The 19856-nt window shown below is 42.4% G+C and carries 16 protein-coding genes; 14 read left to right on the plus strand and 2 right to left on the minus strand.

The features are described from left to right. Window position 1 precedes the first annotated feature (1 nt). The 8 genes from LIN78_RS14025 to LIN78_RS14060 all read left to right on the plus strand — a co-directional run bounded on the left by LIN78_RS14025 (window position 2) and on the right by LIN78_RS14060 (window position 9699). On the plus strand, window positions 2-1177 hold the full coding sequence (locus LIN78_RS14025) for an isovaleryl-CoA dehydrogenase (RefSeq protein ID WP_227181538.1): 1176 nt from the start codon (window positions 2-4) through the stop codon (window positions 1175-1177). A 48-nt stretch (window positions 1178-1225) separates the two neighbouring features. Then, window positions 1226-2842, plus strand: coding sequence for a carboxyl transferase domain-containing protein (locus LIN78_RS14030; RefSeq protein ID WP_227181470.1), 1617 nt, complete (start codon window positions 1226-1228; stop codon window positions 2840-2842). An 8-nt stretch (window positions 2843-2850) separates the two neighbouring features. Then, window positions 2851-3672 carry an enoyl-CoA hydratase/isomerase family protein gene (locus LIN78_RS14035; protein ID WP_227181471.1) on the plus strand — a complete coding sequence of 274 codons (822 nt, stop codon included), beginning with the start codon at window positions 2851-2853 and terminating at the stop codon, window positions 3670-3672. Between the two features lie 154 nt (window positions 3673-3826). Further along, entirely contained in the window at window positions 3827-5824 is a 1998-nt protein-coding gene (locus LIN78_RS14040; RefSeq protein WP_227181472.1) for an acetyl/propionyl/methylcrotonyl-CoA carboxylase subunit alpha, read from the plus strand. Further along, window positions 5817-6716: a hydroxymethylglutaryl-CoA lyase gene (locus tag LIN78_RS14045; protein ID WP_227181473.1), complete on the plus strand. Its 900-nt coding sequence runs from the start codon at window positions 5817-5819 to the stop codon at window positions 6714-6716. Before LIN78_RS14040 ends, LIN78_RS14045 begins: the two co-directional genes overlap by 8 nt. A 331-nt stretch (window positions 6717-7047) precedes the next feature. Next, window positions 7048-7935, plus strand: a complete 888-nt coding sequence (locus LIN78_RS14050) for a hypothetical protein (RefSeq protein ID WP_227181474.1) — start codon at window positions 7048-7050, stop codon at window positions 7933-7935. A gap of 44 nt (window positions 7936-7979) precedes the next feature. Continuing rightward, window positions 7980-8765, plus strand: a complete 786-nt coding sequence (locus LIN78_RS14055) for a hypothetical protein (protein ID WP_227181475.1) — start codon at window positions 7980-7982, stop codon at window positions 8763-8765. Window positions 8766-8919: 154 nt separating this feature from the next. Then, the gene (locus LIN78_RS14060; RefSeq protein ID WP_227181476.1) at window positions 8920-9699 is read left to right on the plus strand and encodes a hypothetical protein; all 780 of its coding nucleotides are present in this window, start codon (window positions 8920-8922) and stop codon (window positions 9697-9699) included. 298 nt (window positions 9700-9997) lie between these two features. On the opposite strand, the gene LIN78_RS14065 is transcribed toward LIN78_RS14060, so the two are convergent. Then, window positions 9998-11044 carry an NAD(P)-dependent alcohol dehydrogenase gene (locus LIN78_RS14065; protein ID WP_227181477.1) on the minus strand — a complete coding sequence of 349 codons (1047 nt, stop codon included), beginning with the start codon at window positions 11042-11044 and terminating at the stop codon, window positions 9998-10000. 200 nt (window positions 11045-11244) lie between these two features. On the opposite strand from LIN78_RS14065, the gene LIN78_RS14070 reads away from it, so the two are divergent. Both LIN78_RS14070 and LIN78_RS14075 read left to right on the plus strand, forming a co-directional pair. Beyond that, a complete protein-coding gene (locus LIN78_RS14070) occupies window positions 11245-12183 on the plus strand; it encodes an AraC family transcriptional regulator (RefSeq protein ID WP_227181478.1) in 939 nt (312 codons plus the stop codon). Between the two features lie 116 nt (window positions 12184-12299). Further along, the gene (locus LIN78_RS14075) at window positions 12300-12713 is read left to right on the plus strand and encodes a lysozyme inhibitor LprI family protein (RefSeq protein WP_227181479.1); all 414 of its coding nucleotides are present in this window, start codon (window positions 12300-12302) and stop codon (window positions 12711-12713) included. Between the two features lie 72 nt (window positions 12714-12785). Here the strand turns inward: LIN78_RS14075 and LIN78_RS14080 are convergent, their stop codons facing one another. Beyond that, window positions 12786-16355 (minus strand): sensor domain-containing protein, encoded by a 3570-nt coding sequence (locus LIN78_RS14080; protein ID WP_227181480.1) that lies wholly within the window; start codon window positions 16353-16355, stop codon window positions 12786-12788. 629 nt (window positions 16356-16984) lie between these two features. On the opposite strand from LIN78_RS14080, the gene LIN78_RS14085 reads away from it, so the two are divergent. From LIN78_RS14085 to LIN78_RS14100, 4 genes are read left to right on the plus strand one after another with little or no spacing between them, the layout of a single operon-like run. Beyond that, window positions 16985-17518 (plus strand): cupin domain-containing protein, encoded by a 534-nt coding sequence (locus LIN78_RS14085; RefSeq protein WP_227181481.1) that lies wholly within the window; start codon window positions 16985-16987, stop codon window positions 17516-17518. Between the two features lie 2 nt (window positions 17519-17520). Further along, the gene (locus tag LIN78_RS14090) at window positions 17521-18297 is read left to right on the plus strand and encodes an alpha/beta fold hydrolase (RefSeq protein ID WP_227181482.1); all 777 of its coding nucleotides are present in this window, start codon (window positions 17521-17523) and stop codon (window positions 18295-18297) included. Beyond that, window positions 18281-19078, plus strand: a complete 798-nt coding sequence (locus LIN78_RS14095) for an aspartate dehydrogenase (RefSeq protein WP_227181483.1) — start codon at window positions 18281-18283, stop codon at window positions 19076-19078. Before LIN78_RS14090 ends, LIN78_RS14095 begins: the two co-directional genes overlap by 17 nt. 18 nt (window positions 19079-19096) lie before the next feature. Continuing rightward, window positions 19097-19849 carry an SDR family oxidoreductase gene (locus tag LIN78_RS14100; protein WP_227181484.1) on the plus strand — a complete coding sequence of 251 codons (753 nt, stop codon included), beginning with the start codon at window positions 19097-19099 and terminating at the stop codon, window positions 19847-19849. The last annotated feature ends 7 nt before the right edge of the window (window positions 19850-19856 follow it).

Consider the following 19856-nt stretch of genomic DNA (forward strand, 5'->3'; position numbering starts at 1 on the left):
TATGTTGGATCAGATTGCCTTACCGTTTGGTGAAGATGACACACACGCCATGCTTCGCGCAGCGGTAAGAGACTTTGTCTCGGCCGAATTAGCGCCTAGGGCATCAGAAATAGACCAAACCAATCTTTTTCCAGCCGATATGTGGAAAAAATTCGGGGAGATGGGCTTACTAGGGATGACCGTTTCAGAAGCCTATGGTGGGACAAACATGGGCTATATGGCACACGTGATTGCGATGGAGGAAATCTCTAGAGCAAGCGCCTCTGTCGCCTTATCTTATGGCGCGCACTCCAATCTTTGCGTTAATCAAATCTACAAAAATGGCAGTGAAGCCCAAAGAGAACGCTATTTACCCAAGCTAATTAGCGGAGAACACATTGGCGCTTTAGCGATGTCTGAACCAAATGCTGGCTCAGACGTGGTGAGCATGAAGCTAAAGGCAGAGCAAAAAGGGGATAGGTTTGTACTCAACGGTAGCAAGATGTGGATTACCAACGGTGGCGATGCCGATACCTTGGTGGTGTATGCCAAAACCGACATGAGCGCAGGCGCGAAAGGCATGACCGCCTTCATTATCGAAAAAGGGATGAAAGGCTTTAGCCACGGGCATCACCTAGACAAACTAGGCATGAGAGGCTCCAACACCTATCCACTCTTTTTTGATGATTGTGAAGTCCCCACAGAGAATGTCTTAGGCGGGGTAGGGAGTGGTGCCAAAGTGCTAATGAGCGGGCTAGATTACGAACGTACCGTGCTATCTGGCGGGCCGCTTGGGATTATGGCTGCCTGTATGGATGTCGTGTTGCCCTACCTGAAAGAGCGCAAACAATTTGGCCAGTCTATTGGGGATTTTCAGCTAATGCAGGGCAAGTTGGCAGATATGTATTCGACTTGGATGGCATCGAAAGCCTTGGTGTATGGGGTGGCAAAACAGTGTGATGCTTTACCACATGGCGATAGATCGCTCCGCAAAGATGCCGCCAGTGCGATTTTGTATTCGGCAGAAAAAGCCACATGGATGGCAGGAGAGGCGATTCAGGCGCTCGGTGGTAATGGCTATATCAACGATTATCCCACCGGCCGACTATGGCGAGACGCCAAGTTATATGAAATTGGCGCCGGCACGTCTGAAATTCGCCGCATGCTGATTGGTAGAGAGTTAATGAGCCTTCTCTAGATGGGCAACAAGCATCGCGACGCTAAATAAGAAAAATAAGGATTCAACATGACCGTTATCCAGAGCCAAATCCGCACTCAAAGCGAGGCATTTAAAGAGAATGATCTGCACATGCGGCAATTGGTGCAAGATTGGAAAGACAAAGTAGCCGAGGTGAGCTTAGGCGGTGGAGAAAAAGCCAGAGCCAAACACCTAGCAAGGCAAAAATTATTACCTAGAGATAGGGTAAATCAGCTACTAGACCCAGGCTCACCCTTTTTAGAAATTGGCCAAATGGCAGCATGGGGAATGTACGATGGCGATTCCCCATCGGCAGGCATGATTGCCGGTATTGGCCAAATCAACGGTACGCTTTGCATGATCGTGGCGAATGATGCGACGGTAAAAGGAGGCACCTATTACCCGATGACCGTCAAAAAGCACCTTCGTGCCCAAGAAATTGCCGACCAAAACCGGCTGCCATGTGTGTATCTGGTGGATTCTGGCGGGGCCTTTTTGCCCAAACAAGATGAAGTCTTCCCAGATAGAGATCATTTTGGCCGTATTTTCTTTAACCAAGCCAATATGTCGGCCAAAGGGATTCCCCAAATCTCGGTGGTAATGGGTAGCTGCACGGCGGGTGGTGCTTATGTCCCTGCCATGTCGGACGAAACCATCATCGTGAATCAACAAGGCACCATTTTTCTGGGGGGACCACCGCTAGTCAAAGCAGCGACAGGGGAAGTGGTATCCGCAGAGGCGCTAGGCGGAGGGGATGTTCACACTAGGCTTTCTGGCGTAGCAGATTACCTGGCAGAAAATGATGCGCATGCATTGGCACTTGCACGGCAAATTGTGACAAGGCTCAATCAACCGGTTAGTTCACTCAGCAGTTCCCTAAGCCTAACAGGCGTAGAGCCACCTATTTATGATCCGGCAGAACTCTATGGCATTTTGCCAAAAGATAGCCGCAAACCGTTTGATGTCAGAGAAATCATCGCCCGTGTAGTAGATGGTTCTCGGTTTGATGAATTTAAACAAAGGTACGGCAGCACCTTAGTAACGGGCTTTGCCGATTTATACGGCCAAACGGTCGGGGTTTTGGCAAACAATGGGATATTGTTTTCCGAAGCCGCATTAAAAGGCGCGCATTTTATCGAGCTGTGTGGCCAACGAAAAATCCCGCTCATGTTCCTACAAAATATCACCGGCTTTATGGTCGGTAAAAAGTACGAGAACGCGGGGATCGCCAAAGATGGCGCCAAAATGGTGACGGCAGTGTCTACCGTACAAGTACCCAAGATCACCACGGTGATTGGTGGCTCTTTTGGGGCGGGTAATTACGGTATGTGTGGGCGGGCGTATTCCCCCCGGTTTTTATGGATGTGGCCCAATGCGCGGATTTCTGTGATGGGCGGAGAGCAAGCCGCAAGTGTGCTAGCTACCGTTCAGCAAGAACGCGCAGAACAAGAGGGAAAACCGTGGACAGAAGAAACCGCAGCAGCGTTTAAAGCGCCAATCATCGAACAGTATGAAACGCAAGGGCACCCTTACTACGCCACAGCCAGATTGTGGGACGATGGCATTATCGACCCCGCACAAACGCGGCGCACCTTGGGTTTGTCACTCTTTGCCGCCCTAAATGCCCCCATTCCCGATACCCGCTTCGGCGTTTTCCGGATGTAGGATGGAAGATGAACACACTATTTATGCTCCCAAACACGGAAATGTTAGCGCTGCAGGTAGAAAATGGCGTGGCAACCATCACTTTACAACGGCCAACTGTCCATAACGCCTTTAACGCGCAACTCATCACAGAACTTCACCTGGTGTGCGATGCCATTCGCGCCTCTTCTGATATTCGCGTCGTGATATTAAGCGGCAGTGGAAAAAACTTTTCTGCTGGTGCTGATCTCAACTGGATGCAACAACAAGGCGAAGCCTCTGAAGCAGAAAACCAAGCCGATGCCTTAAAACTAGCCAATATGTTACGGGCGCTGGCTACCTTACCCCAACCCACCATCGCACGCGTACAGGGCGCAGCAATAGGTGGCGGGCTTGGCTTAGTCTCTGCATGTGATATGGCCGTGGCGGCAGATAACGCCACCTTTGCTACTTCAGAGGTGAGATTAGGCTTAATCCCCGCCACCATTGCGCCATATGTAATTCGTGCGATTGGGGAAAGACAAGCCTATCGGTATTTTCAGACGGCAGAACGTTTTGATGCACTCACTGCACTGCGGATTGGCTTATTGCACGAAGTCACCACGCCAGAAGCATTAGATACGGTGGTTCAGCAATTAGTCTCGTCTTTACTTGCTGGCGCACCAGTTGCCCAAACCGCTTGCAAAGCGCTCATTCGGGACATTGGCCGTACTTTACTGAGCGATGAATGCCTAGCCGATACCGCTAGCCGGATAGCAAAACACCGGTCGTCTGCAGAAGGGAGAGAAGGGCTAGCCGCCTTTCTAGAAAAACGCCCCGCAGCTTGGACATTACCGCCTAGTAAATCCTAGTAAATAAGTACTTTTTCCCCTAAAAAGAAAGAGATGGGGTGAAGGTGACGGCAGCCAAACTACCTAGATAGGGTAGGAAAAAGACAATAAAACCACCCTCCGCAGACAGGCTGCTATCGCAGATGTTGGAGGAGGGAAAAGAGGGTAAGGCAACATGACCACACCAATTATTCACAAACTACTGATTGCAAACCGTGGCGAAATCGCTTGCCGAGTGATTCGTACCGCAAAGGCGATGGGGATTCTGACTGTTGCCGTTTATTCGGAAGCTGATAAAGCGGCACGCCATGTGCGATTAGCAGACGAAGCCATTTTCATCGGCCCATCTGCAGCAAAAGAAAGCTACCTGTGTATTGATAAAATCTTAGCCGCAGCCAAACAAACTGGCGCAACCACTATTCACCCCGGTTATGGTTTTCTCTCTGAAAATGAACAATTCGCCTTGGCATGTAAAGAAGCCGGTATTTTATTTGTTGGCCCAACGCCAGAAGCCATTGCCGCCATGGGGTCAAAGTCTGCCGCAAAACGCTTGATGGAAGCCGCAAGTGTACCCCTTACCCCTAGTTATCACGGTGAAGAACAGTCTCCAGATTTTCTCCACCAAGCCGCGGATCAAATCGGCTACCCGGTGTTAATTAAAGCCAGTGCGGGTGGTGGCGGAAAAGGGATGCGTCGGGTAGATGAGTCTAGCCAGTTTCTAGATGCGCTAGCCAGTTGCCAACGCGAAGCCAAAAATAGCTTTGGGGATGATCAAGTCCTCATCGAGAAATATATCAGCCCCGCTCGACATATCGAAATCCAAGTGTTTGGCGATCAGCATGGGAATGTCGTTTACCTGCAAGAAAGAGATTGCTCGGTTCAACGCCGTCATCAAAAAGTATTAGAAGAAGCCCCCGCACCCGGTATGACGTCTGAACGCAGAAAAGCGATGGGTGAAGCCGCCGTTGCCGCCGCCAAAGCCGTGAACTACCAAGGAGCGGGGACAGTAGAGTTTATTGTTGGCCCGAGTGGCGACTTTTATTTTATGGAAATGAATACCCGCCTGCAGGTAGAGCACCCCGTTACCGAAATGATCACCGGCTTAGATCTCGTCGAGTGGCAACTAAAAGTAGTTGCCGGTCTACCGCTGCCACTTAGCCAAGCCGAGATACCACTAAATGGGCATGCCATCGAAGCGCGTATCTACGCAGAAGACCCAAGCGCCGGTTTCTTACCGTCAATTGGTCATCTACACTGGGTATCGCTCCCTGCTGCAAGCGATACTATCCGAGTGGATACGGGCGTAGAAACGGGTGACGAAATATCCCCATTTTATGATCCGATGATTGCCAAATTAATCGTTTGGGGGGAGGATAGAACCACCGCGCTCACTAGGCTGAAAGAGGCGATTGCGAATTATCGCGTTGTTGGGGTAAAGCACAATTTACCTTTTTTATATGCATTAGCGAGTTCGGACGATTTTTCTACCGCTAACTTATCCACTAGTCTTATCGAAGCAAATCAGGCAAGCCTATTGCCGACGCAGATTGCACTATCAGAAGCGGTCATTTGCCAATTAGCAATTGCCCATTTTTATTACCAAAGACAACAAACCACGAATTCCCCGTGGCAAATGGGAGATGATTGGCGCAATAGCGGCGAGTTTTCTCAAACCATTACGCTGTGTTTTTCTCAACCCACCCAACAAACAGTATCGGTATCACTGAAAAAAGAAGCGGATGGGGTCGTTGCCCTCTTTGGGGGGACTTCCATATTGGCTAGTGTGAAATGGCAAGATCAGAGAGGGGAAATACAGCTTTCGGCATCTTATCGCTATCCTGTGTATCGTTTTGGCAGTAGCTATCATTATTGGCAGGGGGCAAACCAATATGTGATGACGCCAGAAGACCCGATGGCGATTGCCCAAACCGTAGAAGCCGCAGGTGGGCTACATGCGCCAATGCCAGGCAAAATAATAGCGCATTTAGCCAAACCCGGAAGTACCGTAAAAAAAGGACAACCGTTACTAATCCTAGAAGCCATGAAAATGGAACACACCATTACCTCACCAAATGATGGGGTACTAGAAGCCTATTGTTATGACGTGGGCGAACAAATCACCGCCGATGTCTTGTTGGTGCAATTGCTAGCAGAGGGTGAAAAAAATGGATAATCCTAAAGTAAACATCGTCGAAGTAGGCCCAAGAGATGGCCTACAAAATGAAACCACTAGCATCGCAACAGAAACGAAACTCGAACTCATACAACGCCTAGCTGGTGCTGGGCTGAAAACCATCGAAGCCACCGCCTTTGTTTCACCAAAACGTATTCCGCAAATGGCAGATAACCAAGCGGTGATGGCCGGGTTAGACCTAAATGCCGATATCCGTTACCCTGTGTTGGTCCCAAATTTACAAGGGTTAGAAGCCGCAATCGAAGCCGGCGCGAAAGAAATCGCCATTTTTACGGCAACCTCAGATAGTTTTACCCAAAAGAATATTCAATGCACCGTTGCAGAATCTATTCAACGGTTTATACCAGTGATTAACGAATGCTTGCGCCACAATATCGCCATTCGAGGCTACCTTTCAACGGTGATCGATTGCCCCTATGAAGGCCCCATTACCCCCGCCAGAACTGCAGACATTGCCCAACAATTACTAGATTTAGGCTGCTACCAAATTAGCCTAGGCGATACCATCGGCACCGGCACGCCAGAACGTGTCAAAAGAATGCTTGTCACCGTCCAAAAAAACATCCCCGCCAAATTACTCGCTGGCCATTTTCACGATACCTACGGCATGGGCATTGCCAATATCTATGCCGCATGGCAAATGGGCATCACCACGTTTGATGCTTCTGTGGGCGGCCTAGGCGGCTGCCCCTACGCACCGGGCGCTAGCGGCAATGTCGCAACAGAAGATGTGCTATGGCTAATGCAAGGGTTAGGCGTAGAAACCGGCGTAGACCTAGATCAAATCGTCCAAACCGCGTTATGGATCTCCCACCAGCTGGGACGGCCATTGGGGAGTAAAACGGGTAGGGCGAGGGCGATTACTGAATAATTTCAATAGAGAACTGCAACTATCATCATCAATCTATAACTACGCACGCCGTAAACGCGTGCGTTTGTTATCCCATCAGCCAGCGACTGATTCCACTATTGTTCTAAATTTTACATTTAGTACGCCTTAGTAGCGTGCATCAACTATTTCTTGTTTCAAGATGATTTTCATGTCAATCAAGCTTACAAAAATTTACTTGACATGAAAGGTCAAATTTTGGTCGAATCTGTTTTATGCAATATAAATATGCTATGAAAATTTATTTGGTGATAAAGAGATTTATCGTTCGCTGTCTAGATTTACCCCTATCACCCCTGTGAAAAAAGCAATCATGTTTAAAAATTTAAAATCTAAAAGGCTGACTATATCGGGATTAATAATTTATAAATACTTCTGTATGAATATTTATGAAAATTTCAAAGATTATAGATGGATTTTATGGTTTTCTTCAATTCTTGCTTTTGTTGCTTTAGATGTTGTTAGTGCGGTATTTGTTTTTTGTGTAGGATCTTTGTTTTTTAATTGTAAGTATAATTACTTTGTATTTATTGTTTGGGTTTTAATTGGATGTGTTTTTGTAAATTGGCATTTAGTGTTTTTGTTTGTGTTTATGTTTTCCTGTTTTTGTTATTCAAGTAATAAAAGAGTTTCTTTTTTGTTTGCTAAATTGTCAATATTCGTTTTTTTGTTTGATGATATATATGCTTTTGAGCAAAAAATCCCTGAAAAGAATGAGGTTGTAATTGTTGATGGTAAATACTTAAATTCAACGATTTTGATAAATAAAAAAAACGATTATGGAATTTCTATAGTTGATAAAAATGGAAAAATTCATGATTGTACGTGTAAGCTTCTAGGCGATTACAATTGCTTAAGAACGTATGCCAGTCAACATATAGATACTATAAAAAATTTAGATATAGAACTGGAAAAACAGCACTCTGCAGATATTGCAATGCTACGTTGGCTATCTGGAAAAAAAGGAGAGGTTTGGATGTATCCAAGTAGCCAAACGCTTCGTTCAGGGTATGCTTGCTATCAAATATCTAGTAGAGGAGTTGTATATCGTTCATACGAACAATCAATAGTTGGCTATATGAGAGCAAAAAGTAATGTTGGAATTTATTTAATCATTATTTGGTCTGTTTTGGATTCTTTATATATATTTTATATGCTGTTTAATAAATTAATAAGAGTTAAAGCAAGTAGTCAATTTTAAAAATTTTCGTGGAAATATGTATTTTATTGTGATTGTTAATGTAAATGGAAAGTAAATTTAAAATAATGTTAACGGTAGTTTTGGTGAGTGTTTTTGTACTTTGGCTACTAGGGCTTGGTGCAATAGAATACAATAAAACTGGCCGTTGCTACAAGGATAACCGAGTGCTAAGTGATGATGAATTGAAGGCTCGATGGTTTAGGTATTTAATAAAGAAAAAAATGGAAGAAATAAGAGATGATTATGTTGACTCTAGACGTCTAAAGTTTTTTATTGTAAATAAAACCTTAGGTTTTGATGATCAAATTACGCTTATTAAAAATAAACAGGTTTTTGATTTTAATGGAATTGGGAAGAAAGAAGTAAAAGAAGATGAAGATATAGATAAAATTGGGGATGATAGTATAAAAAATGGGGTTTCATTTATCGTTCAGGATCCGATTAACTTTTTTTCATTTGCTAATTCTGAAGACATCAAAATATATAATTTGAAGAATAACAAAAAAATTTTTAATGGGATAATAAAAAAATACGAAGAAAAAACAAAATATAATTTTAATGATTTATTATTGCATAATAATGAACGTTTTTTTTCTGAAATGTATGTATATCATTATAGGTATGGAAAAACGTATCTTGAATATGAAAAGATCAAAGATGATAGCGATGATAAATATCATAATAAGAAATTGGATCAATTGATTGTTGATATGGTTGAAGATGTAAATGATTCTAGGATAGTTTACGATAATTTAAGTGTGAATGGTCCAAATGTATATTATGTCGTAGGGGCTTGTGGCAATTCTGTTTTGGATTATGTGTTGTATTAACTATTGTGGTGTTTCATATTCGACGCCTATCCACATAAATTAGACATAATTATATATTTGAGTTTTCTTGATGTGTTTTACTACCTTTTTAGAGATTGTATCTAAGTATCTATATGATGATACATAGTCTTAAATATGTAATTTTGGAGCCTAAGTGAAAAATAAATTTAAAATAATAATAACGGTAATTTTTGGTTTTATTTTTGCAATTTGGCTGTTAGCACTTGGTTCAATTGAATATAATAAAACTGGTCGTTGCTATAAAGATAACCGTGTATTAGGTCCAAATGAGTTAAGATCTAGATGGATTAAAACTTATTACAAAGATAGCATTGATGGCTTCAGAGATGATTTTCCTGATTTTAATCGATTGGAATTCTATCTGGTTGGTGAGTACATTGATTTTGATAAAAAAATTGACTTGGTAAAAAAGGGGAATGTTTTTAAATTTAATGGTTTGCGCAAAATAAGAATAAAAAGCTCTGGTGATATAGATGAAATTAAGAATGATGCTTTTTTTGAAAAAAGCACATTGATTATTGTTGATCCGCTAAATTTTTTTTCTTTCATTTCATTGGGTGATGATGAGATATTGGATGTCAATAGTAATGTTGAATTAAAAAAACGTTATGATAAATTGAATTTTATTGGTGATTTTTATGAGGGTTTATATAAATCTAAGTCTAGATATGTTGTAAGGTCACCTTATAGTGATAGTTATGATTTTAATGGATTTCGTGATGATCATGGTGTTATTACAAATTTTCATAAAGAAAGAGTACGTCACTTAGATTTCGAAAGATGGGTCAATATTAAGGTGTCACAAATAAACGAAAGAAGAATATCGAAAAATGAAATCACGAAATTTGGAGGTGTGTACTATGTTTTGTCAACATGTGGTGATTTTTATTCTGGTTTTGTAATTAACAAATAAAATTAAAAAATTATAAGGTTTTTTATGAATTTTCCAACTGCAGTGCAGATTGTGTCAAAGTATTTGTATGGTGAATTTTCCATTCCTAATAATATTGATCGTGAATCAATCATTAGGAATGAAGAGTCATCTTCAATAGATGTAAATATGGCTGATTTCATGAGTATTGGAGGCGGTCGATTCATAAAATCTAGTAATTTTAAGATGGTTAGTTAGTGAGTTTTTGTACACTTTTATTGCGGTGTAACCTAAAAGCGACAAGCACGCACTTGTCGCTTTTTTTTGAAACTACACTTTGTTAGATGGTGCTTAAGTCCAATACAAAGCGGTATTTCACATCGCTCTTTAACATGCGTTCATAGGCTTTATTGATGTAATTCATTGGGATGATTTCAATATCGGAAACAATGTCATGTTTCGCGCAGAAATCTAGCATTTCTTGGGTTTCTTTAATGCCCCCAATAAGTGAGCCTGCCAAGCTGCGGCGTTTTAGAATTAATCCAAATACATTCGGTGAGGGATGTGGCTCTGCTGGCGCGCCAACCATGGTCATGGTGCAACCTGTTTTTAGCAGGTTAAGAAATGGATCAAGTGAATGCGGGGCAGCGACGGTATTTAAAATAAAGTCTAATTTGCTTGCGTAAGCAGCCATTTGATCTGGGTCGGTAGAAATGCAGACCTCATCCGCCCCCAAGCGTTTTGCATCTGCCACTTTACTTTGTGAGGTGGTGAATAAAACCACTTCAGCACCCATGGCATGTGCGATTTTCACAGCCATATGGCCTAAACCACCTAATCCGACGATACCTACTTTTTTGCCGGGCCCAGTTCCCCAGCGTTTTAGCGGGGAGTAGGTGGTAATGCCTGCACAAAGTAGTGGCGCAACAGCGGCGAGTTGGGATTCAGAATGCGATACATGCAGCACAAAGTCCGATTTCACAATAATGCGTTGCGAATAACCGCCAAAGGTGTTTTCACCGCCAAATAACGGGCCATTATAGGTGCCGGTGAAGCCATTTTCACAAAATTGTTCTTCCCCTTCTTCACATGGATTGCAGTGGCCACAACTATCTACCATGCAGCCAACCCCTGCAATGTCACCTACTTTAAATTGGCTTACTTCATTACCAACGGCGGTAACTTTACCGACAATTTCGTGCCCCGGTACTGATGGGTAAAGGGTGTTGTACCACTCGTTGCGGGCGGTATGTAAATCAGAGTGGCACACACCACAATAAAGAATATCAATCTGAACATCGTCAGGGTTTAACGCTCGGCGTTCAAATGTAAATGGGACAAGTGGGCTATGCTGATCTAACGCGGCGTATGATTTTACGGTGCTCATGACGGCTCCTTTGTTGATTGGTTTTTCAGCCAATAGCATCGCGCTTATTTGGTTTGATTGCATATCCTAAACCTCTCGGTTTATTGCCTAATCCTCCAAATTCTGTTGGAAATATGTGTGGACCGCTTGCGCGCGAGAGGATATCTGGCAGAATCGTTTTACGATGCAATCGGGTAATTCAATGGGTAAAGGGATAAGACATGGGGTTTGAGTCGGTTCTTAATCAGACACTAATTCATTCTGTTAGCAAACGCTCTGTGGGAAAAGAGGATGTGGCTACTGCAGTAGAAGATCTATTCCTTTTTCGGCGTGAAGCCCCCACCGATCCTTGTGTTTGCATGGTGGAGTCTAGTGTAGTGTTTGTGTTACAAGGCGCAAAGCAGATGATATTGGGTGACGATGCGTTTATGTATAACCGCCAGCACTTTTTAATAACCTCGCTCGATTTACCCGCCTCTACACAAGTAATAGAAGCAAGTCCATCGCTTCCTTGTTTGGGGTTTGTCTTTAAATTAGATTTTCATCTGATTGCCCAATTATTGGCAGAAGGTTGCCCTGTGTCTAATGAAATAGGGGCTTCCCAAGCGGGAATGGATGTCGGCACAGTTACCACGCCGTTACTAGATGCATTTCGCCGTCTGTTTGAATTATTAGATGATCAGGCGTCTATTCCTATCCTGGCCCCGCTAATTAAACGCGAAATTCACTACCGATTATTACTTTCGGATCAATCTTTCCGCTTACGCCAGATGGCTGCGGTTGGCAGCCATAGTCAGCGAATTGCGAAAGTGATTGATTGGTTAAAGCAAAACTTTATGCATCCGCTACAGATTAGTGAATTAGCCGATAGCATTCAGATGAGTACTTCTAGCCTACATTTTCATTTCAAACGGCAAACCCTCATGAGCCCGTTGCAATACCAAAAATGGCTACGCCTAACCGAAGCACGCCGCTTAATGTTAAACGATAAGATAGATGCCGCTGCAGCTGCTTTTAAAGTAGGGTACGAAAGCCCCTCTCAATTTAGCCGAGAATACAGCCGGCTTTTTGGTGCGCCACCCAAAAAAGATATTGAAACCTTGTATTTACGGAGTTCGTCAGGGCTACCTTCCGCTGCTTTCTCCCCTCTGGCGCAATAGTTTTTTAGCTTGATGAATGAAGTGGGTATCGCATGTGGGTAAAAGAATTTACTCATTAAAAGCTAAATGTCATAAAATGATGGTGTTTTTATATTTACTCATCACATTTATATATTATGAAAAAACTGCTTAACTCTTTATCTGCAATCGCTTTGCTGGCGTTGTCAGTCTCTTCTTCTGCTGCTTGTTTAGACAACATTCAACTGGCTACCATCCAAAGTAAAATCGAGCAATTGAACTCATCTTACAAAGACGTGCCATCTTCCATTCAATGCAACAGGACTAAAAATGCTGCTGAAAAGAAAATTTGCGGCAATAAAACGCTAGCGGCGATGGAAGTACTAGATACAAAAGCGTATGTCTATGCAACGGAAAATGCGACCGGTTCAGAAGTGAACCATCAAAAATGGAAAGACGATGCGTGGATTAAATCGACTAGAAACCGCTGTTCGACAGAAGAATGCATCTGTAAAAACTTATCTGAACATACCAATGATTCATTGGGTGGTGAATCACCATACAAGAAATAAATAGAACTACCCACCAAAACAAGTAGCATTAGATTTTGCTTCTAATTGTATCTTGATGCTACTTGTTGTCTTTTATGTACTTAATGATGTTGAACACGATTTCGCAATACCTTTTACTACCGCTGGCCATTCCTTATTTTGTTCTAGGCTTTCTGCGTTCACCGGCATACTAAATAAATAGCCTTGAGCATATTCACAATCAAGATCCGTCAGAAAATCTAGCTGATCTTGTGTTTCCACACCTTCCGCGACAACCGATTGATTTAAACACCTAGCAATAGAGAAAATCGCTTTGACCAGCCCCGCGCGTTGAGGGTCGGTCTGAATACTATTAATAAATGATCGATCAATTTTTAAGGTATCAATTGGGTATTTAGCAAGGTAGCTTAAAGACGAATACCCTGTACCAAAGTCATCAATCGCAATCGAGATGCCTGCGTCTCGGAATTGTTTTAATGTGTGTAATACGTCCACATCGTCTTCTAACAACAAGCTTTCTGTAATTTCTAATTCAATCCAGTCTGGGTGGCAGCCAGTAGCTTCCATCATCGATTTCACATCGGCAACAAGGGTTTCTGATTGAAATTGTTTTGCAGAAAGGTTAATCGCGACTTTGTGTTCGCCAACTTGGTTCCAGCGAACCGCCATTTTGCACGCTTCGCCAATGACCCATTTGCCAATCTCTACAATCAGCCCGCATTCTTCTGCTAGGGGGATAAATTTAAGTGGTGAAATAATCCCTTTGCTTGGATGAATCCAACGAAGCAATGCTTCAGAACCAATCGTTTTGCCGGATTTCAAACAAATTTTAGGTTGATAGAAGAGGGCGAATTCTTGTTTAGACAATGCTTGGCGGAGTTCAGACTCCATTTCCATTCGCTCATCTAATTGGCGAGACAGTGCTTCGGTATAGATAGCAAAGCAGTTACGGCCTGCTTTTTTGGCTTCATACATCGCCACGTCTGCAAAGCGGATGAGATCGTCTGCGTTGTCACTATCTACCGGGTATCGTGATATTCCGATACTGCATGAGGTGTGAAGTTCATAGCCAGAAACAGGGAACGGTGTTTTAAATGCCTCTAATACAATATTCGCAATCGGTTCGATGGTTTCTGGCGTATTTTTAACTGGAATCAGAATGGCAAATTCATCTCCCCCTAGTCTTGCTAGCGTAGCATGGGTGGGAAGTTGTTGTTTTAGCCGTTCAGCGACACTGGCTAATAGTTGGTCACCAACCGGGTGGCCAAGACTATCGTTTACCTCTTTGAATCTATCCATGTCCAAAACGGTAACTAAAATACAATCACCTTCTTTGGTTGGGGTAGAAACATAAATTTTTAGCATCTCGTTAAAATGAGCGCGATTAGCCAACCCCGTTAGCTGATCAAAGTACGCCATCTGATGCGTTTTTTGCTGGTATTCGTATTGTTCTGTGATATCCCTGCCCACCACCAAAATGGAGGACACTTTACCTTGCCGGTCAACTTCAGGCGTAAACGTCAGCATGGCGCAGTTTTCATGGTCAGCGTCATCTAACCATTTATACTGGGTAGAAAGCTCTTTTTTCGTGGCGATCGATTGAATCAGCAATTGCGAATACAAACAATGCGATTCCGTTTCAAAAATCTCTGTAGACGACTGCCCAATTAAGTTTTGCCCTTTTCTTGCATAGGCATTTACAAACGCTGGGTTGGCATAGCGCAATTTTAAGTCCAGATCAAAACGCGCAATCATGTCGGACGTATTTTCAACCAAGGTACGATATTCGTACTCGCGTTCAGTCAGTGCTTTCTCTGCTTTGCGCTGTTCTGTCATATCAAGATACGCGCAAATAATGCCTTGCGGCGTACCTTCTTGATCTCGGTACAATGCTTTGTGAAAACGTAAGTCTCTTAGCTCGCCTTGGGCATTGGGTAATTTGTCATCGTACTGAATCGACGTACCAAGATGTAAGACCGTATTGTCCATGCTGCGGTGAAGTGAGGCCGTTTGCTCGGTGAATATATCAAAGTTGGTTTTACCAACAATGTCATCATCAGAAAAACCAAAAAAATCTCGGCAAGCTTGGTTGATCCCATGGTAGACCCCTAGTAAGTCTTTGTAATACATAGGGATAGGGATAGAATTTTGTAAAGACTGTAAGAACTGCTGACGTTCTAAGAGCTTATTTTCTGAAATCTTACGTTCGGTTAAATCGGTCGCAATCGCTAAAGAGAGATTGGTACCTTGGTAAGAAACTAATCGAGTTCTGACTTCTACAGGGTAAGTACTACCGTCTTTGCGCTGATGACTAGTTTCAAAAGATAACGTTTCATCTGCTTTCAACCCCGATAAAATCTGGCGTAGCTGTGTTGGGCCCGATAGGTTAGGGTCAATATCTAAAGGTGAAAAGCCAGATAGTTCTTCTCTTGAGTACTGCAAATACTCCAATGCACGCTGATTTACATGCACAAAGTGGTAAGGTGCTTCTGTAGAGATCAGATAGACCGCATCTTGGATTAAATCTAAGATAAATTTGTTTAGATAAAGATCGGTTTGAGTTTTTCGTTGCTCGGTAATATCTTGAGCAATCAAGAAAAAAAGCGTCTGGCCTTGGTATTGCAAAATAGTACTGTGTACTTCTACTGGAAAGAAGGATCCATCTTTCCGGCGATAGTCGGTTTCATAACATAAACCGGTTTCAGTCGATTTACCATCTGTTCTTGCAAGGCGTTGAATCTCAATTTCAGAAAATTCAGGGCAAATATCATTTTGTGTGTGGCTGAGTAGTTCGTCTTTATCGTATTGAAGATGCTCACAAGCGGCTTTGTTGACATAGATAAAACGATGATTTTGCGTGGCATCCGAGATAAAAACGGCATCTTTAGCATGCGCTAGCGCAAACTCATTCAGAAACAGGTGGTCTTCTAGCAACTTCCTCTCGGTAATGTCTCTAGAATATCCCACCGTACCAATGACTTTACCATCTACTATAACAGGCGATTTGTGCGTTTCTGCCCATGCAATATTGCCATTATCATCTAAATAAGATTCTTCAACCGAGATTGCTTTTGCACTCTGAATAACACGCTGATCATCTTCTTGAAATTTCTTGGCGTGTTCTTCCGTGTGAATTTCAAAGTCTGTTTTACCAACCAGTTCTGTCGGTGAACTTAGCCCAAATTGGCTTGCATAATATTGATTACTCGCTAACAGCCTACCTTGAATATCTTTCATCCAAATATGGTAAGGCGTGTTGTCTAGTAGGGTTTGGTGGTAGTTAGCGGTGGAGTAGGATTGGCTAATATCAAGAATCAGCCCTTTCCAAGTATGCAAGCCTGCCTGACTTATTTCTGGGCATGGAATCAAATGTAATTGGTGTACATCGCCATTGCTTAAAAAAAGGTTAAGTAAGGCCGGCGTAGCAATATATGTGTCATCTGCGAGTAGCGCTAGTAATGAATCAACATTTTCATAAACTTGGAAAAACTGCCGACAATCTGTAGGCACTACGCAAACGTCGCTAGAACAAAAGGGCGACAGGGTGCCTGTCGAATTCGACAATGTTAAAACGCCATTTTCATCACGCGTGATGGTGATCATTAAATGTGAAAATGGCGAATGTTGCCTGCTTGCATTTTCAGATGAAGGTGATCTAGACACGCTTCCGTCCCTAATTATTGTTATATATATCTTATTTTATGGCCTTACTTTTGGTAATGCTTTCCCGCTTCCTCTCAATATAGACTTTTTTTTATTGTAGTAAAGAGAAATAAGCGGATTTCACGGTTTCTTTGATTGAACAAGAATAGGAAATGAGAGGAGGTGTTTACTGAAGCTAACGGGGAAAATTGTGATGAATGGGATATTCAATTGAATGATGAAATGACAAATAAATTTTATATTTAAATTGTATATTGATTAATCATTTTTATTATGGATTTGTATATTTAATTCAATGATTTATCGGGTTGTGAAGTATATTTCCCAATTAAGAAATAGCGTGGGTTAGACAAAAAGTTGCACTACATAGCGCATCTTCTTTATATGCTGGTTTGAAAGAATCTTCCACGTAGGTGGATAGCATTGGATAGCATCTCATCAATCATGAACTGCAATGTATCTTCACAAGTGTTCATCTTGCGGTGATGAACTTTGAATGTTTAAAAAAACACTTGCAAAATGTAATGTAATCGATTACAAATACGATTATTGTCAATTTTATCTATCAACCTACACATTTTTAGGTTCAAACATTTACCTATAAATGTAAGCGATTACAAGAGGTGGCCATGTCTGAAGAATTTAAAGCATTAGTATTGAAGGGCGACGGTAAAGAACGTGGCGACTTTGCCATGATCAATGACGAGACAGAGCTTGGTTACTGGCAGCCAAAAACAGCAAATGGCTATGCAACTGTTCGCGTGGCGCCTGCTCTGGTTCATATGGATGCGCGTTTTTCAGTAGGTACACAAATTCTTCCACCTGGTGGTGTGATTCGTGAGCATTCTCATGGTGGCAATGAAGAAGTGCTTCATATCATTGAAGGCTGTGGGCAAGCGTTCATCGATGGTGAAGAGTATCCAATGGTTGCGGGCAGCACGCTATTCCTAGGGAAAAATCGCAAACATCGCTTTGTAAACAATAGTGATAAAGACATGAAGTGGGTTTGGTTTATGACACCAAACGGCCTAGAAGATTTCTTCCGCGATATTGGTCGCGTTCGTGTTCATGGCGAGCCAGCACCAGAGCCATTCGAGCGTCCAGAAGATGTGAAAAACATCGAAGCAAGAACTGTATTCGCTTCTGACGCTAAGAAAGACTAACCATGAGTCTAGATTATCAAGTAAGGGGAAATGGCGAACCACTCGTATTGATTTCTGGTTTGGGTGGGCTAGCTGCTTTCTGGGATAAAACAGCTGAATATCTAGCTACTCAATACAAGGTGATTACATTTGATCACCCTGGTATGGGAAAAAGTAGCTTGGAAGGTAAGCCAACTATTTCCGGAATTGTCGACGCTGTTATTTCCATTCTTGATGAGTTAGACATTCAATCTGCTCATATTCTGGGTCACTCTACTGGCGGCATTGTGACTCAGAATTTGGCACTCGATCATCCTGATCGAGTAAGGAAAATCATTTTAAGTAGCACTTGGGCAAAGCCAGATAAACGCTTTAAGGATTTTTTCGATTTAAGACAAATCATCCTGGAAAAGTCAGGAACAGAAGCGTATTCCACTTTTACCAAGCTAATTGGCTATACCCCTGCATGGTATGCAGAGCACTTAGCCCCTACTGAATTAATTGATTTTACAAAGGCAAACCAATCAATTGATGCAGTCATGATTAAAGACAGAATAGATATGCTGTTAAACAATAACAGAATTGATGAAATAGGTTCATTAAATAATCCTGCGTTAATCATCGGCTCTTTAGATGATCAGATTGTTCCTTATTATCATTCCATTGAATTAAATTCTTTAATTAAGAATTCAAAAGTAATTGATGTGACAGGTGGGCATTTTGTTCCAAATGTATACCCATCTAAATATGCAGATATTGTTAAAGAATTTATAGGTTCAAATCATGAAAAAAACAATTAATAAAATTGTTATTTTGGGTTTAGGTGCGATTGGGCGAAAAGTCCTGAATACCCTAAAACAGACGAATAAAGATAATTTGCAAATTGCCGGGTTTGATCATCCTGCAAGGTCAGAGTCTCTATCGTTAGAGTTAGGCATCCCCACTTTTTCTAATGTCGATTCAATGTTGAATTGGCAACCGGATCTTGTCATTGAATGTGCAGGTCACCAAGTGGTGGCAGAGATTGTACCCCCTGTGTTGAACGCGGGAGTCGATGTCGTATTGGTTTCTGTGGGCGCACTCTCTGATCACCAACTATTTCAGAAAATAGATGAGGCAACACAGCATTCGGGTGCGGAATTAGTGCTTGTGTCTGGTGCGATTGGTGGCCTTGATGCCCTGAGAGCGGCAAGAAGTGCGGGTATTCATCGTGTGACCTATACCGGTCGTAAACCGCCACATGCATGGGTTGGCACACCGGCAGAAACACTTTTTGATCTAAATATCATTTCGCAGCCTACTGAAATCTTTTCTGGTAATGCACTCGAATCTGCTCAGCAATATCCAAAAAATGCAAATGTAACCGCTGCAGTAGCAATGGCCGGAATTGGGTTTGAAAAGACGTCGGTAAAAATGATTGCAGATCCAACAATCAATAAAAATGTTCATGAATTAACTGTGGTGGGTGAGTTTGGTGAATTCTCTATTCGCTTGGAAAACAATCCATTACCTGAAAATCCAAAAACATCTTGGTTAGCCGCATTAAGTATTGAAGAAGTTGTTAAACAAAGAATTAGCTAAATTGGAGAATACACTATTATGAAACTATCTAATAAAGTAGCGATTGTAACAGGTGCAGGTGCAGGTATTGGTGCATCCACAGCAGAGTTATTGGCAAGTGAAGGCGCAAAAGTAGTGGTTGCAGACCGTGACTTTAGCAATGCACAAGCAGTAGCAAATAAAATTGGCAGCCAAGCGATTGCCCTTGAAGTTGACGTATCTAGCGATGCGAACATCCGCAAAATGGTCAGTGACACGATCGCTGCATTCGGCAAAGTAGATATTTTAGTGAATAACGCAGGTTTTGGATGTTTTGGCACGGTGGTTACGCTGGAAGAATCTGACTGGGATCGCCTAATGAATGTGAACTTAAAAGGCGTATTCTTGTGTTCAAAACATGTGGTACCTGAAATGGTTAAAAATGGTGGTGGTTCCATTATTAACTTAGCTTCTACTATTTCTGTTGTTGGCATTAAAGACCGTGCTGGTTATGTAGCCGCTAAAGGCGGTGTTGCTGCGCTAACTCGTGCAATGGCACTTGACCATGCAACAGATGGCATTCGCGTAAATAGCGTGGCGCCTGGTGTGATCGCTTCTAGTTACTACGACAAAATGTTCGAAACAGTTGAGAACCCAGAAGAATTCAAAAAAGGCCTAGCTGCGCGCTCGCCATTGAACAAAATGGGTGTGCCAAAAGATATCGCATCGATGATTTTATTCTTGGCATCAGAAGACTCTTCTTTCGCAACCGGTGCAATGTTCACCATTGATGGTGGTTATACCGCTTGGTAAAAGGTGC

The organism is Leeia speluncae, assembly GCF_020564625.1.
In the GTDB taxonomy this organism is placed as follows: Bacteria; Pseudomonadota; Gammaproteobacteria; order Burkholderiales; family Leeiaceae; genus Leeia; species Leeia speluncae.

What these genes read in the sequence shown, in the direction of transcription:
- LIN78_RS14025 (WP_227181538.1), top strand. Translation starts at nt 2, where the DNA reads ATGTTGGATCAGATTGCCTTACCGTTTGGTGAAGATGACACACACGCC.
- LIN78_RS14030 (WP_227181470.1), top strand. Translation starts at nt 1,226, where the DNA reads ATGACCGTTATCCAGAGCCAAATCCGCACTCAAAGCGAGGCATTTAAA.
- LIN78_RS14035 (WP_227181471.1), top strand. Translation starts at nt 2,851, where the DNA reads ATGAACACACTATTTATGCTCCCAAACACGGAAATGTTAGCGCTGCAG.
- LIN78_RS14040 (WP_227181472.1), top strand. Translation starts at nt 3,827, where the DNA reads ATGACCACACCAATTATTCACAAACTACTGATTGCAAACCGTGGCGAA.
- LIN78_RS14045 (WP_227181473.1), top strand. Translation starts at nt 5,817, where the DNA reads ATGGATAATCCTAAAGTAAACATCGTCGAAGTAGGCCCAAGAGATGGC.
- LIN78_RS14050 (WP_227181474.1), top strand. Translation starts at nt 7,048, where the DNA reads ATGTTTAAAAATTTAAAATCTAAAAGGCTGACTATATCGGGATTAATA.
- LIN78_RS14055 (WP_227181475.1), top strand. Translation starts at nt 7,980, where the DNA reads ATGGAAAGTAAATTTAAAATAATGTTAACGGTAGTTTTGGTGAGTGTT.
- LIN78_RS14065 (WP_227181477.1), bottom strand. Translation starts at nt 11,044, where the DNA reads ATGAGCACCGTAAAATCATACGCCGCGTTAGATCAGCATAGCCCACTT.
- LIN78_RS14070 (WP_227181478.1), top strand. Translation starts at nt 11,245, where the DNA reads ATGGGGTTTGAGTCGGTTCTTAATCAGACACTAATTCATTCTGTTAGC.
- LIN78_RS14075 (WP_227181479.1), top strand. Translation starts at nt 12,300, where the DNA reads ATGAAAAAACTGCTTAACTCTTTATCTGCAATCGCTTTGCTGGCGTTG.
- LIN78_RS14085 (WP_227181481.1), top strand. Translation starts at nt 16,985, where the DNA reads ATGTCTGAAGAATTTAAAGCATTAGTATTGAAGGGCGACGGTAAAGAA.
- LIN78_RS14090 (WP_227181482.1), top strand. Translation starts at nt 17,521, where the DNA reads ATGAGTCTAGATTATCAAGTAAGGGGAAATGGCGAACCACTCGTATTG.
- LIN78_RS14095 (WP_227181483.1), top strand. Translation starts at nt 18,281, where the DNA reads ATGAAAAAAACAATTAATAAAATTGTTATTTTGGGTTTAGGTGCGATT.
- LIN78_RS14100 (WP_227181484.1), top strand. Translation starts at nt 19,097, where the DNA reads ATGAAACTATCTAATAAAGTAGCGATTGTAACAGGTGCAGGTGCAGGT.